At 41.5% G+C, this 14,977-nt stretch carries 8 protein-coding genes; 4 read left to right on the top strand and 4 right to left on the bottom strand.

What is annotated here, in order from left to right:
• Positions 1 to 194 precede the first annotated feature (194 nt).
• Positions 195 to 2,987, top strand: a complete 2,793-nt coding sequence (secA, locus tag H6G41_RS16830) for a preprotein translocase subunit SecA (RefSeq protein ID WP_190747336.1) — start codon at positions 195 to 197, stop codon at positions 2,985 to 2,987.
• Positions 2,988 to 3,130: 143 nt separating this feature from the next.
• Here the strand turns inward: secA and H6G41_RS16825 are convergent, their stop codons facing one another.
• The gene (locus tag H6G41_RS16825) at positions 3,131 to 5,395 is read right to left on the bottom strand and encodes a lipopolysaccharide assembly protein LapB (RefSeq protein ID WP_190747335.1); all 2,265 of its coding nucleotides are present in this window, start codon (positions 5,393 to 5,395) and stop codon (positions 3,131 to 3,133) included.
• Positions 5,396 to 5,518: 123 nt separating this feature from the next.
• Between H6G41_RS16825 and H6G41_RS16820 the strand changes: the two genes are divergently transcribed.
• Positions 5,519 to 6,532 (top strand): NAD(P)-dependent alcohol dehydrogenase, encoded by a 1,014-nt coding sequence (locus tag H6G41_RS16820; protein ID WP_190747334.1) that lies wholly within the window; start codon positions 5,519 to 5,521, stop codon positions 6,530 to 6,532.
• A gap of 149 nt (positions 6,533 to 6,681) precedes the next feature.
• Positions 6,682 to 6,915 (top strand): antibiotic biosynthesis monooxygenase family protein, encoded by a 234-nt coding sequence (locus H6G41_RS16815; protein ID WP_190747333.1) that lies wholly within the window; start codon positions 6,682 to 6,684, stop codon positions 6,913 to 6,915.
• Between the two features lie 355 nt (positions 6,916 to 7,270).
• On the opposite strand, the gene H6G41_RS16810 is transcribed toward H6G41_RS16815, so the two are convergent.
• The 3 genes from H6G41_RS16810 to dndC all read right to left on the bottom strand — a co-directional run bounded on the left by H6G41_RS16810 (position 7,271) and on the right by dndC (position 13,149).
• Positions 7,271 to 8,128 carry a hypothetical protein gene (locus H6G41_RS16810; protein WP_190747332.1) on the bottom strand — a complete coding sequence of 286 codons (858 nt, stop codon included), beginning with the start codon at positions 8,126 to 8,128 and terminating at the stop codon, positions 7,271 to 7,273.
• A 602-nt stretch (positions 8,129 to 8,730) separates the two neighbouring features.
• On the bottom strand, positions 8,731 to 11,259 hold the full coding sequence (locus tag H6G41_RS16805; protein WP_190747331.1) for a cyclic nucleotide-binding domain-containing protein: 2,529 nt from the start codon (positions 11,257 to 11,259) through the stop codon (positions 8,731 to 8,733).
• A gap of 159 nt (positions 11,260 to 11,418) precedes the next feature.
• Positions 11,419 to 13,149, bottom strand: a complete 1,731-nt coding sequence (dndC, locus tag H6G41_RS16800; RefSeq protein ID WP_190747330.1) for a DNA phosphorothioation system sulfurtransferase DndC — start codon at positions 13,147 to 13,149, stop codon at positions 11,419 to 11,421.
• Positions 13,150 to 13,366: 217 nt separating this feature from the next.
• On the opposite strand from dndC, the gene H6G41_RS16795 reads away from it, so the two are divergent.
• Entirely contained in the window at positions 13,367 to 14,965 is a 1,599-nt protein-coding gene (locus H6G41_RS16795) for a DGQHR domain-containing protein (protein WP_190747329.1), read from the top strand.
• Positions 14,966 to 14,977: the final 12 nt, after the last annotated feature.

The raw sequence follows: 14,977 nt of genomic DNA, 5'->3' as shown, positions 1-14,977 counted from the left end.
AATAAAGTTCAAATATAAGATATGAAAATAAAACCAATCATTTAGTAAACTGGTTGGCCAGCCTTTTTGCTGTTTGTGAGTTAATTCTCATTTTATACCCATCAACAACCAACAGGGCTGGGTTGGGTTAAATTCTTATAATCTATGCCAAAACTTTAATTCCCATCCTCCTTTATTTAGTGCCATAACCTGCCATGCTAAAAAACTTGTTGGGCGATCCCAACGCTCGTAAACTTAAGAAATACCAACCTTACATTACGGAAATTAACCTCTTAGAGGAAGACATTAAAGCACTTTCCGATGATGAGTTGAAAGGGAAAACAGGCGAGTTTAGACAACGGCTTGCCAAAGGTGAAACCTTAGATGATATTCTGCCGGAAGCTTTTGCGGTGGTTCGGGAAGCAGGAAGGCGAGTCTTAGGCCTGCGGCACTTTGATGTTCAGATGTTAGGCGGTATTATTCTCCACACTGGGCAAATTGCGGAAATGAAAACCGGGGAAGGTAAAACCCTGGTGGCAACTTTGCCAAGTTATTTAAATGCCCTAACTGGTAAAGGTGTACATGTTATTACCGTAAACGATTACCTGGCACGTCGGGACGCAGAATGGATGGGTCAGGTGCATCGCTTTCTGGGATTGAGTGTAGGCTTGATTCAGTCGAACATGATACCCAGCGAACGCCAGAAAAACTATGAGTGTGATATTACTTATGTCACCAATAGTGAAGTCGGTTTTGACTACCTGCGGGATAACATGGCTACATCAATGGCAGATGTGGTACAACGCCCCTTTAATTACTGCGTCATCGACGAGGTAGATTCAATTTTAGTTGATGAGGCGCGGACACCACTGATTATTTCTGGTCAGGTAGAAAGACCAACGGAAAAATATTTGCAAGCAGCCGAAATCGCCTTCACTCTCAAAAAAGATGAGCATTATGAGGTTGATGAAAAAGCGCGGAACGTGCTGTTAACCGATGAAGGCTTTGCGGAAGCAGAAAACCTGTTGGGTGTGACAGATTTATTTGATCCGGAAGATCCTTGGGCGCATTTTGTCTTTAATGCGATTAAAGCGAAGGAACTGTTCCTCAAGGATGTGAACTATATTGTCCGTAACGGCGAAGTAGTAATTGTTGATGAATTTACCGGACGGGTGCTTCCCGGAAGACGCTGGAGTGATGGATTGCACCAAGCCATTGAAGCGAAAGAACATGTAGAAATTCAGCCGGAAACCCAAACTCTAGCGACAATTACCTATCAAAACCTGTTCTTGCTTTATCCCAAACTGGGGGGAATGACGGGAACAGCCAAGACAGAAGAAGCCGAATTTGAAAAAATTTACAAGCTAGAAGTCACAATCATTCCCACAAACCGGATCAGAAAGCGCCAAGACTTGTCTGATATGGTGTTTAAAACAGAACCAGGTAAATGGCAAGCGATCGCGCGGGAATGTGGCGAAATGCACGAACTCGGCAGGCCTGTGTTAGTCGGTACTACCAGCGTCGAAAAATCTGAGTATCTCAGCCAACTGCTCAAGCAGATGGAAGTTCCCCACGAGTTACTGAATGCACGCCCGGAAAACGTAGAACGGGAAGCGGAAATTGTCGCTCAGGCAGGACGTAGAGGAGCAGTAACTATCGCCACAAACATGGCTGGTAGAGGTACTGATATCATCCTGGGTGGTAACTCCGAATATATGGCGCGGCTAAAACTGCGGGAATATTTTATGCCCCGGATTGTCCAGCCAGAAGATGAAGACACCTTTGGTATTCAAAGGGCTGCTGGCTTACCTACAGGAAGCGGTGGCGGACAAGGCTTTGTCCCTGGGAAAAAAGTTAAGACTTGGAAAGCTTCGCCAGAAATTTTCCCCACCCAGTTATCGAAAGAAGCAGAACAGCAATTAAAAGAAGCTGTAGATTTGGCGGTGCGGGAATATGGCGATCGCAGTTTACCAGAATTAGAAGCCGAAGAAAAAGTCGCTGTTGCCGCCGAAAAAGCTCCCATTGACGACCCAGTAATTCAAAAATTGCGAGCGGCTTACAACCGAATTAAGGAAGAATACGAACAATTCACCCACCGCGAACATGACGAAGTGGTAGAATTAGGCGGATTGCACGTAATTGGTACAGAACGCCACGAATCCCGCCGGATTGACAACCAATTGCGCGGACGGGCGGGAAGACAAGGTGACCCCGGTTCCACCAGATTCTTCCTCAGTTTAGAAGATAACTTACTGCGGATCTTCGGAGGCGATCGCGTTGCTGGTTTAATGAACGCCTTCAACGTTGAGGAAGACATGCCCATTGAATCGGGTATGTTAACCCGCAGTTTGGAAGGCGCACAGAAAAAAGTTGAAACCTACTACTACGACATCCGTAAACAGGTGTTTGAGTACGACGAGGTAATGAACAATCAACGCCGCGCCATCTACGCCGAACGTCGCCGAGTATTAGAAGGACAAGATTTAAAAGAACAGGTAATTACCTACGCCGAAAAAACGATGGATGACATCGTTACTTACTACATCAACCCCGATTTACCCTCAGAAGAGTGGGAATTGGATAAATTGGTGGAAAAAGTCAAAGAATTTGTCTATCTGCTAGCTGACTTACAACCAAGTCAATTAGAAGATATGGCGATCGCGGAAATTAAAGCTTTTCTCCACGAACAGGTAAGAATTGCCTACGACATGAAAGAAGCGCAAATTGACCAAATTCAGCCAGGATTAATGCGCCAAGCCGAACGCTTCTTTATCTTGCAAAGGATTGATACCCTGTGGCGCGAACACCTGCAACAAATGGATGCACTGCGCGAATCTGTAGGTTTGCGCGGTTACGGTCAAAAAGATCCGTTAATTGAATACAAGAGCGAAGGTTATGAACTCTTCTTGGATATGATGGTCAACATCCGCCGAGATGTAGTTTACTCCTTGTTCATGTTCCAGCCGCAGCCGCAGCCGATGGTGCAGACTTCCTCGGAGATGGTATAAAACTGCTGATTATTTCAGCTAGTTAAATAACTGAATATTACAGAAATAGCAGTCAAGAGGTCAGAAAAATTTAGACTTCTTGACTGATTTTTACTTTTAAAGCAAACACCTCAATTCAATCAGTAATACTGAATCTGCTGCAATCATCCTTTTTTATATTCTGCCAGCTTTGTCAATAATCTATCGCGGGTTGTTTGATCTTCCAGTACTTGCGCAATATGTACAGCTTGTTGATAGTAGCCAATTTGCGCTTTTAACAGAGCAATTTTTTCTAAGGAACTACCTCTGTCATATTCATCTTCAATAATGCTAGTGGGGAAACCATTAGGATCTGCGCCAAAAGTCCAAACGCGGGATTCTTCGCCGGGGATGGTTTTAGCGGCTGCAAAGGCTAAGTCGAGAAGTTCTGAGGCTAAACGATGTTTTTGCTGGCGGATGTAACTTTCTGCAATACTAATTAAGCCGCTGGTTCTAGTTTCGGGATTTTTGATTTGTTGGTAAATGCTAACTACATCAATTTGTTCATTGCCATTTTCTACTAGTAAATAAACCAGTGAAGTTAATTTAGACTCTTGGTAGTCTGTGGGGTTGGCTTGCAGAACTTGTAAAGCTGCAAGATATTGTTGGGCTGTCATTAATAATTCTTCCATTTTTAACAGCAGAGATTCCCGTATAGCTGCATCTGGTTCGCTGGTAGCTAACTGTATAGCTGCTGTTAAAAGTTCATCGGCTAGCTGTTGATTAGCAATCTTCAATAGTTCTCGCGCCACAATCGTCAAGGCTAAAGCCTGAGATTTTAATTCTAATTTTTTAGCATTGGCGATCGCTTGAGTCAAGAGGCGATCGCTTGACTCAGTTTTACCATTCACAGTTGCAATTAAGGCTAAAGTCTCTATCTGATAGGGTAAGCTACCAGAATTATCTATTTGCTCTACTAAAGCTAGTGCCCTTTCCATTTGCTGAGTTTGGGCATACACTAAGGCTATTTTCTGCAATAACAGGTTACGCGCTTCAACATAGCTGGGTTCTAAACTTTGCGCGAGTTGTAATGTCAGTTCTATTTCTCCTGCTTGAATTGCTGCTTCACCTACTATGACAATCCAAGCAGATTTATCTAGAAAATTAGGATGTTTAACACTCAGCAATAGGTCGAATGCTAATTTATATTGTTTAGCAGCCATCGCATTGCCTATGATACTAGACAAGCTTCCCATTGGCTCGACAGCTTGTGTAGTTTGAATCAGCGAGATAATTTGAGCAACAATTTCCTCAACGACTTCTATCTTGCCAGAGATATTATATTCAATGGCTAATATGCCCAAAGTAACTGCTAAGACTTCTGGATTTTGTAGCTGGGATGCTGCTACATAAGCTGCATCTAACTGCCCAGCTTTAGCATAAGATTGAATGAAATTTCCTTTAGCAGGTTCTTGTTCGGGACTAAATGCTGCTAATCCGATGTTAAATACTTGAGAGGCTAATTCTGCTTCTTTTTCATTGGCATAAATAACAGCAATTTCTAGAAGTCTTTGTCCCTTCATTTCCACGATTTCTATCTTTTGTGCCAGTTCTATCGCTGCTGGTAATTGATTTATATTTACCAAATGACGTACTACTTCAGAAATTACATTTGCTCGATAATAAAGATAAGAAATTGATTGGGCAATTTCTAAAGCTATCTCAGTTTTACCCAGGCGAATGTAGGTAAGCGCAATGGCTTCTAGGGGGATACTTTGAGCCGCTTCATCTGGAGAATTAATTTGTTGCGCAATTTGAAGCGATTTGGTTAATATTTCTTCGGCTTGTGCAGTTTGCTGGAGATTGAGATATTCTTGAGCTATGGGCACTAGTAATCTAGCTTGAGCTTCTGCGCCTGGAATCATCTCAATGATTTTTAATCCGGCGGCTAGGAGTTGCAAAGCTGATTTTTGTTCACCAATTCTTTGCCAATAATTAGCAAGCTTGGTGAAAATGATCGTCTTCTCTACTAAATAAGGATGTCCCAACATTTGGGCGAGGTGTACCGCTAACATTAATAGCTTTGTCGCTGACTTTTTCTGCTGCGGTTTGACTCTGTTAATTACTTTACCCAACAGCCAATCTGTTGTGTCGTAAGTATTGATAATAGTATTAAGTACAGTTAACCTAAATTCTGGATTGGCAATTTTGCGAGAACTGTGTAGAATTTGGTGCAGTTGCTCAATAAATTTCTCTGTCTGACTGCTAGAAGTATCTTGTTCTAGAGAGGAATCAAGAATAGTAATTTGTTCCAGTAATTTTTGCTGTTGCTGCTCGCGGCGCTGTTTTAGCCGATCTAATATCCTGGATGAAAAGGGAATGCTGACAGTACTTAATAATAGTGCAAGTGAGATTGACGGAACTGTGAAATGTGAATAAGAAATACTCATAGTGGAAATTCTAGTTTTAGGCTTTACTTAATTCATGATGTGAACCTACAAGCGGATTTTTGTTAATTACGTAAAATTAGCCAAATTATATTTTTCTTGTATTTTTTACCCAGGAGTAATTTAATGAAAGCTTATGTACTTGCAAGTAATTCGGGAATTGATGCACTCACATTGAGCGATCGCCCCCAACCTCAGCCAAGTGTGGGACAAGTGCTTGTGAAAGTTAAAGCTGTAGCTTTGAATTACCGCGATCTGCTGGTAGCAGAAGGTGCTTATGGTTCGGGGGTAAAATATCCCCTAATTCCCATGTCTGATGGTGCTGGGGAAGTTGTGGCGGTAGGAGAAGGTGTCACCAGAGTAAAAATAGGCGATCGCGTCGCAGGTATCTTCTTTCAAGACTGGATTGCTGGCGCTTTAACTAGGGAAGCAATGAAGTCTGATTTAGGTGGTGGTATTAATGGGATGTTGGCTGAATATGTAGTTTTACATCAAGATGGCTTAGTTTTATTACCCAATCACCTCTCATATATTCAAGGCGCAACCTTACCCTGTGCAGGGGTGACAGCTTGGCACGCTTTAGTTAGTAAAGGTAATATTACTGAAGGTAACAGTGTCTTAGTGCTGGGTACAGGCGGAGTCTCTACCTTTGCTTTGTTATTTGCTAAATTATACGGTGCCCAAGTCATCATCACTTCCAGCAGCGATGAGAAATTAGCCAAAGCCAAGAATTTAGGTGCAGATGAAACGATTAATTCTCAATTAACGCCAGATTGGGAAAAGAAAGTTTACGAACTGACTCAACGCACAGGTGTAGATCATGTAGTAGAAGTAGGTGGTACAGGTACTTTACCCCAATCTTTACAAGCAGTGCGTATAGGAGGACGAGTCAGTTTAATTGGGGTACTCTCAGGTAAAACAGATGCAATCAACCCCATGCCCATATTATTCAAAAGCATAACAGTTCAAGGTATTTATGTTGGCAGTCGGAAAATGTTTGAGGCGATGAATCACGCCATTCAAGAAAATAAATTACAGCCAGTCATTGACCGAGTATTTCCCTTTTTTGAAGTCAAAGCAGCATACAATTACCTCAAAAGTGGCGCTCACTTTGGCAAAGTGGTAATTGAGATTGATTAACATCCTGACAGTAACTTGTCCAAGTTAGGATAATAAATTTTCAGGAGCGCAACCGCCTAAATTTAAGCTGCTATGCCACAATTTATCAGAATTCCTGCGCCTTTTAGCCCAGGGAGAGCCAAATTATAAACTAGTAACTACTTACCATCATGATTACTGTTGTCAATGTGTTTACCGTCCTTCCCGAAAAGCAGGAACAAGCGCTGAAAAATATCGAGAAACTTTATTTTGAGGTTGTCAAATATCAACCAGGATTCATCTGTGCTAAATTACTCAAGAGCGATGATGCTACAAGAGTAACTGCGATCGCTAATTGGGAAACGACACAACAACTGGCGGCGATGAAAAACACCCAGGGTTTTAAAGCAATACGGTTCAATTAGCGTCAAAAATCTTAAAATGGCGTAGGTTGGGTTGAGGAACGAAACCCAACATTTCCGGTCGCTTGTTGGGTTTCACTGCGTTCAACCCAACCTACAATTATCCTTAACTGAACCGTATTGGGTTTTAAAGACTTACATAATCAAGAATTTTCTGATGCGATCATTTCCGTCGATCCTCATGTATATAGTCATGGGATAGAAGTCTCTAGCAATTAATCTTAAATTCCTGTAAATCCCCGATTTGTTGCGCAGTCGGGGATATAGCAATCCTATTACAGTTGTGAAAAATTGCTGTCAAAACTTTGAGTGAGCTTCAGTCACCACCGTCAACAGTCAACAGTCAACAGTCAACAATCTACTGCACAGTTACCCAAAATTCAGCCGTCACAACTTTACCATTACGATTAAATTGTCCCCACAGTTTGTAATTTCCTGGTTGAGGAAAACTAGTGAGAAAATGCACCTTGCTAGCTGGGGTATCTTTCACAGCATGAGCGTGAATATAATCTGCTCTTGTTAATTGCGATGTCCGTTTGATAATTACTAAATGTCCTTTTTCGCCTAAATAAGGCTGCAAATCTTTAATTGGTTCCTTAGTAGCAGCATCTTGTAAATTAAACATTACATTTACTTCTTTCCCAGCTGTTAAAGTAGGTTGGGAAAACTGGAGATTCACCAGCGTATTCCCAAAAGTATTAGTAGTGGAAAAGTCAATTTTCGGTGTATTTGGTGCTTCTCCGGGAACTTGTGCTTTTAACAGGGATACTTCTTCCGCCTTCCCCCCTGGTTTATAATCGCTGAACAGGGTATAATTACCAGGATGGGGAAAACTTGTTTGGACTTCAAAGCGTCCGTTACCTTTATAAGTAGGATGAATGTGATTGAAGGTATCAAGATTATCGCCAACAATAATCAGATGCATTAATTGTTCTTGGAATTTATCAAAATTAGCGATCGCTTGACCATTTTTGTCTTGAACATCAATCACCAAGGATACAGGAGTTTGCGCCGCCAGCTTTCCCGGAACTGTGAGTTTCGCGATCGTCGTCGATTCTAACCCAGAATGACCTCCATGATGTTCGTGGCTATTTGATGCACCAGCACTATCGTGATGCTTTGATGTTGAATTATCAGTAGATTGAACAACTGAAGCGCAACCTTGAGTCCAGAAGATAGTTGAAGTAATAGCTAGTGCAGTAAATAATAACTTCATTCGTTCTCAATGCTAGTTTAGGACAACTCTCAACAAATTTGTCGAGCTAGCAGCCCATAATAGCAATTCGCAATTCATCTTTCAAAAACTAACCCTTAGATTGACATAAAATTCAATCCAAGGGTTACTTTTGCTTTGTCCTTTACTTAACATTTGTAAGTTTAGGCTATTTTTCCTAATTATTAGCCAAGCTTACTGATAGCTGGTAAATGCACTTAGCTAAACTTCTGTCTCCCCACACCTGACACACGCTTTTAATTAGACCACGGGCAACAAACAAACAACTCTATTGTGATGAAGGTTTTAGTTTCATCTTGTAGTTTTACAATAACTCCTATATGCTAAAAATTTATCAATCTTTAGATGTAAAAAATTCCAGTTTTTTTCAATCTTTAGATGTAAATTCACCAAAGGCGGCGGGAAGCTTATCCCTTCAAGGGCTAGGAGTGATAATAAACCGCCGCGTTAGTGGTAAAGAAAAGCAACTGACAACTGTACTTGCGGGTTCACAGATATCCTCAAATATCCATAACGATCTCCCATAAACCCGCCCCTACTGACAACTAACAACTGACAACTGACTGGAGCAATTTACCTACAACCTATAACACACTAATTACCCACAAACTAGCTGCTAGAGTAATAGTTGCTAAGTGTTGCCAAATAAGTGAAATTATTGGTTGACGTGCTATTTTTTGCGTGAGTATTATCGTAAATAAAACCGCAAAAATTAAAGTTGTACCTTGTAAAAAACTAATTACTGCTGGGTGCGCTACTAACACTGGTAACTGCTCGCTATGCAAACCAAAGGTAGCAAAAGAGATGGATAAAATGCGCCCGCCTTCCCCTAAGCCTAAGCGGAGATAATGGGCTAAATTACCTCCTAATACTAATGGTAAATAACCATAGGCTAGCTCAATAAATGCTTTCGGTTTGCGACCAAAATTAAATAGTTTGGTTAAGCCATAAGCTGCTAAGGGAATGGTCACAGGGATAAGTAAAGTTATGAGAGATAATTCTGCATGTTGCCAAAAAACAGTTAAATCAAAGTTTAGTCCTAACCAAGCTTGAATTTCTGGTAACCGATGCAGATATACACCACTTAATAACAAAAATAACAGCGCGACTTCATAGCTACGGGGTACATGAGTTGTCCAAAGTTCAATTCCTGGCGGACGTAAATTAAATTCTACGGAACGATGGGGACAGGCTTTTAAGCAAGTCATGCATAATACGCAATCTCTGTTATCTTCCAATTGGGCGGGGTGAGAGTATAAAGGACAACCATCAGTTTCCATTCCCTCGCCTTTTTGCGGCCCCCCTTTGTAGCATTGATAGGTAGTACAAGTTGCAGAACAGATACCTTGTTGCGCCCTGAGTTCTGTCATCGATAGTTTGGCGAATAAACCGTTCATTCCCCCAATGGGACAAAGATAGCGACACCAAAACCGCCGTTCAAATATTGCAGAACAAATCATTGCGCCGGCGGTGATTAAGAGTAGCAAGCAAGCGGAGAGGTAAGCGGTGTTTTCTAAATCCCAGAGTTCTTCCCAGAGAAAAATTAAGGTAAATAGCCCAAATAAAAACCATCCTCCCCATTTTTCCGCTTTCTCCCGCGGCCAGCGTTTAAGTTGTCTGGGAAACAACCAAAGTGATAGTTTTTGCGTAATTTCCCCGTAGATCATGAAGGGACAAACTGCACACCAAATCCGCCCTAAAAAGGGAAAGAGGAAGAGAAAGACAGGCCACCACCAAGCCCAAAATAAGATTAAACCGAAATTGCGATCGCGTGTTTGCGGCCCAATAAATAATACACCGATCAAAAATGCAAAAGCCGCAACAGTAAAACCATAATTAATGCGATCGGGCCACCAATCACTGCGTAAAAACCTGCGCAACCCTGGATACACATTTAATAAGTTGACGCGAAATTGCTTTTTCTTCGGTTCCGCTGACCAAAATATTTCTTCTGTTAATTCTTTCCCTTCGCCAGCTTGAACGATCGCTCTTTCAACTAAATTTTTTAATTCTTTGAGATTACCGGGAAAATCGTAAGCTTGCAAGCGGCGTAAAGCTTCCGGGGTGATACGGGGTTTAGCTAAACCTCGCGCCCGACTGTAGAGGCTGGTGTAATATTCTACTTGCGCTTGAATATCAGCTTTGCGTACCCGCAACGGTGGAACTTTAATTACATGACCTACCTGGCGTTCGATAAGTGATTGGGCTTTTTCTGAGACAATTAAAATCTTAACTTTACTGGTACGGGGTTCAGCTTTTGGTTCTCCCGGACGACTCACAGGAGTATATATATTTGTTTGCAGTAATTGGGCGACAGCTGGTAATAGTTCTGTGGGTAATTCTTGAATATTATTGAGAATTAAACTACCTTCTCCCAACCATTCTAAAAGTCCGGGTTTACCGCCAGCACGACCAAATAAATCTGCACCACTCGTTTGCAGAATACTGCAATTAACTTTAATGATCGGTTCGCGGCGACGAGGCGAACTAAAATGAATTAGGGTGGCGATATTATCTTTTTCTAAACCCGGTTCGCCAAAGATTTCCACAGATAAGCGATCGCCCGCAGCAGCGCGAATTTGTTCCCGCAAGCGTACAGCATAACGACTAGTACCGACAATTCCCCGTTGTGCTTTGGTGACTAAATATGGACGTAATGCGATCGCCCGTTCTTGTTCGTAGGTTAAAGCAGATGTCACCTCGGCTAATTCTTGAGCTAATAAGCGCGAAAAAGCTTGATTTATCTCTGGATATTGACTAGCTAAACTGCGAAATTTATCAGCCGGAATTACCCACAAATGACATTCATTCAGGGTAATAATTGTGAATGGAGCGAATTCATCTAAGAGTAATTCTTGCAGATTAATAACCTCACCAGGAAGGAAACCACGGGCCAAAGCGGAGTTATTTTGATTACTAGTCTCACACTCTAAGTGTCCATCTTGAACGATGTAAAGTGCTTCTGGTGGAGTATCTGCGGTTACTAAAGTTTTACCTTCAGGTATAATTTGTAATTCCATCGCTTGCGCGATCGCCTCTAACACCCTAGGTGAGAGAATTCCTAAAGGCGTCCGTTCTTGTAGCCAAATCACTGTATCACCAGATGCAAGCATAGATTCCCCGTGTCGGCTGTATTATTCAAATGTTAAAACACTTGGGTGATAATGGGGCATGGGGCATTGGGCATGGGGCATTGGGCATTGGGCATGGGATAATAATCCTTGTCCTCCTTGTCCCCCTTCCCTTGTCTCCTTCCATCCAGACTTGACTCTTTATTGAGAATCGCCTTCCGGCGTTGTTTCTTTATTTTTAAATTTCTTTTTTCCCCAAGCTTTTGATTTACTATTTGGTAAATCATTTGTTTCATCCACAATTTCTATATTTACTTTTGAAGTTGTGGCTACTAGATCCTGAGTTTTTAGCGTTTTTTCTGAGTTTGTTTCTTTTACATCTGTAGTTGTTGTCGTAACGGTAAAATCTCCTAAAGTTAACTGCTTAACCCGTTCCACATCACCTTGGTCAACTGCTGTTTTTAAATCCCGTTTTAAATGAGCATTTCTCACTGCTTCTTCTTTAGAACGGGAACTGGTTGTAAAGCATTTTTCTAAACTTTCATATATCCCCACGCGCCGCACCATTTTACGAAACTGGCGTTCTGTGTCCAACAATTTTGCCATCAATTCTAAGTGCATATCATCATCTGCACAAATTTCTTCTAGTACCACCCATTCATCGCTACCTAGTAAACTATTATCAGCCCCAGGACGAGGATCGTGGAATACTTCACCAGTGACTTCTTGATAAATGCGGGGTAAACTATCATCAAACTCATGTCTTTCTTCTAACCAAATACGGCGAATTTCGCTCATTTCTTCGATAGTAATTAAGGTAATATCGCGCATATTTTCTGGTGCTGTTCGCCGCAGTTGTGCTTGTATTGTTAATAGTTTTCTCAACCAATCTTCTCTTGCTGACTTAATATATGGGCCGGGAATTGGCTCAACAGATGTTTCCCCATCTAGGTTACGTTCATATAGTTGAACATCGCCATTTCTCCGGCGAAAATCGCGTCTATCTCGGTTTTCTTCTAAATCTAATTCTTTACGAAAATCCAGTAAAGGTTGCATCCACTCTTTTTCTTCGTCATTTTGAATCATTGCGGCTAAAGATTTATCTTGACTCACGAGAGTGCAAACCCAACATCCAAAACGCGAGCTACCACAGCTAGGTGTAGTAGTATCAACAACTAAGGGACATTCATTATCAGCAGAAGCACCGCGATACATAGCAAATAAATCTTTATTGCTATAATTCCAAGGGTTTTCCCACTGCATTAAATAGATCCAAACTTCGTCATTGTCCCAGTCTTCAATGGGACTGTAAACGAGAGAGTTTGGTAAATTCATATTTGGACTGAGGCGATCGCGTACCCGAAAAGCTTCTAATTTCTTCATTCTGTTTGCACGTTTTGTGCTTTCGGCTTTGCGAGTTCCTAAAACTACGATCGCTTCTCCACTGGAGCGGATGACATCCCGAATAAAGCGATTGGAGGGATTAATTTTCAGCCTTTCTGTACACCAGCGGAATTTCCCGCGCGGTGCTGGATAACCTTTACCAATTAAACCGACCCAAAAAGTTTCTTTAGCTTCTGGTTGTAACAGATGGGGTTCAAATGGTAAATTTTGCGCTTGCGCTTCCAATTTCATTTGTTTTATGGAATTCCGTACCCAAGCAGCAACGATCGGATTCTCTACCAATGTGTCGGTGGTGATCACATATATGGTTTTCTTGCGTTTCTCTGGTGGTAATCCGGCGATCGCATTCCAAACTAACTGTAATGTCGCACTGCTATCTTTACCCCCGGAATAACCCACAACCCAAGGGATCTCATCTAAACAATACAAATCTTGAATTTCAGTGGTGAGCGCTTGGATATCCTCCACTAAATCTGCTACAGTACGCGATCGCTGACCTTTATTTTCTGGTTGTTGTGCTGTAGTCATTTATCCCTACCTCTGGAAACTCATCTCGCGATCTGGGTGAACCCATTCGCGCGGACACAATTAAAACTCACTTACCCTTATCCTGACGCAGACACAGCAGGAACAGAACACCAAGGGAAAATATGGGTTTCCCATATGTTTTTAAAAACTGTACTATTATTAGCGAACTTTTCTCACAATTCAACTACCTTACATCATCTAGATTTTAAAAATTAACATGAAAGACAGTAAATCCGATCCAACTGCTGACATCGCTAGAGAATACGAAGAACGGGAAACCAAGGATAAACAGGTGCTTGCTTTACTCTTAGAAAATTTCTTGGAGAAAAAGGATCGGATTCTCGTCCAAAAAACCGAGATGGGAGGAACGGAAGCTTATGTTGGTTCTGTCACCCTGGAATGGTTCGCAGGTCGGGTTCACTTCGCTTCTGGGTTACCTTTGTTTCAGAATAAGTACAATTCCGACACAGATAACATCGAAATTGACGCTGATAGCATTGATGAAATACAGCAGCGTCCCTTAGATTGGTCGCGTCAAGCACCGTTAGTCCAGTATTTAGCAGCAAGGAGAAATCATAAGTTTCCCCCGGTGTTGGTAGTCATTAATCAATCTTGGGTGGACGATCCCAAAGCTAGTGAGTGGAACAGTCAGGGAATCGCCACTCAATCAACTACCGATTTTACACCTTTGGATAAAGACGGTAAAGTAGGTTTACTGAATATTTCTGAAGATAATGTCACCATTTATGCATTAGATGGTCAACATCGATTGATGGGTGTACAAGGTTTAATGGAGTTGATTAAAACAGGGAAACTTCAGCGTTATAAGAAAGATAAAACTGCTGATGATAGCTTCATTAAAATAGATGATTTGATTGAGCAATATCAAGTAGATCCTGCTTATTTACAAAGTCTATCTAAAGAGAAAATCGGAATTGAATTTATTTGCGCGGTTGCTTCTGGAGAAACTCGCACTCAAGCAAGGCGCAGAGTGAGATCAATTTTTGTTCATGTTAACCTCATGGCTGCACCTTTAACTAAAGGTCAATTAGCCCAGTTAAATGAAGATGATGGTTTTGCAATTGTCGCGCGCAAAATTGCGACAAATCATCCGCTTTTAGCACAACAGCCAGAACGCAAACCTCGTGTTAATTGGAATAGTGCAACAGTTGCAGCAAATTCTACAGTGTTAACAACTTTGCAAGCTATTCAAGATATGTCAGAAAGATATTTAGGGCAAAAATTTCCGCATTGGAAACCTTTAGAAAAAGGTTTAATTCCTATGCGCCCAGAGGATAACGAAATTGAAGAGGGAATTGAGGAATTTACCAGACTATTTGATAATTTATCAGTCCTTCCCAGTTATAAACTTTTAGAGGATGAAGATACACCAGCTTTAAGACGCTTCAGCTTTGAAAAAGATGGGGGAGAAGGAAATATGCTGTTCCGTCCTGTTGGTCAAGTCGCATTAGCCCAAGCTTTAGGAATTTTACTATTTAAAAAAGGTTTTGCATTGGCAGATATATTTAAAAAATTGCGGAAGTTTGACCAACAAGGCGGTTTTAGTGGAATGGAGTATCCGCAATCGCTTTGGTATGGTGTTTTATATGACCCAAATAAAAAACGAGTACAAGTTGCTGGTCGAGAATTAGCAGCCAAGTTACTAATATATATACTTGGTGGGATTCAGGATCAAATGGAACGTGCAGAACTTCGCAAATCTTTAGCTGATGCGAGAACTGTAGAAGATAAAACAATAGGTTTTGATGGAAATTTTGTTGAACCTAAAGCGGTAGGGCTTCCACCAATTTTATAACTAGCAGCGTTA

Source organism: Tolypothrix sp. FACHB-123, from assembly GCF_014697075.1.
GTDB lineage: Bacteria > Cyanobacteriota > Cyanobacteriia > Cyanobacteriales > Nostocaceae > Aulosira.
Note: the sequence above shows the minus strand (reverse complement) of the source record. Positions and strands in the feature narration are given on the sequence as shown.

What these genes read in the sequence shown, in the direction of transcription:
- secA (WP_190747336.1), top strand. Translation starts at nt 195, where the DNA reads ATGCTAAAAAACTTGTTGGGCGATCCCAACGCTCGTAAACTTAAGAAA.
- dndC (WP_190747330.1), bottom strand. Translation starts at nt 13,149, where the DNA reads ATGACTACAGCACAACAACCAGAAAATAAAGGTCAGCGATCGCGTACT.
- H6G41_RS16810 (WP_190747332.1), bottom strand. Translation starts at nt 8,128, where the DNA reads ATGAAGTTATTATTTACTGCACTAGCTATTACTTCAACTATCTTCTGG.
- H6G41_RS16825 (WP_190747335.1), bottom strand. Translation starts at nt 5,395, where the DNA reads ATGAGTATTTCTTATTCACATTTCACAGTTCCGTCAATCTCACTTGCA.
- H6G41_RS16805 (WP_190747331.1), bottom strand. Translation starts at nt 11,259, where the DNA reads ATGCTTGCATCTGGTGATACAGTGATTTGGCTACAAGAACGGACGCCT.
- H6G41_RS16815 (WP_190747333.1), top strand. Translation starts at nt 6,682, where the DNA reads ATGATTACTGTTGTCAATGTGTTTACCGTCCTTCCCGAAAAGCAGGAA.
- H6G41_RS16820 (WP_190747334.1), top strand. Translation starts at nt 5,519, where the DNA reads ATGAAAGCTTATGTACTTGCAAGTAATTCGGGAATTGATGCACTCACA.
- H6G41_RS16795 (WP_190747329.1), top strand. Translation starts at nt 13,367, where the DNA reads ATGAAAGACAGTAAATCCGATCCAACTGCTGACATCGCTAGAGAATAC.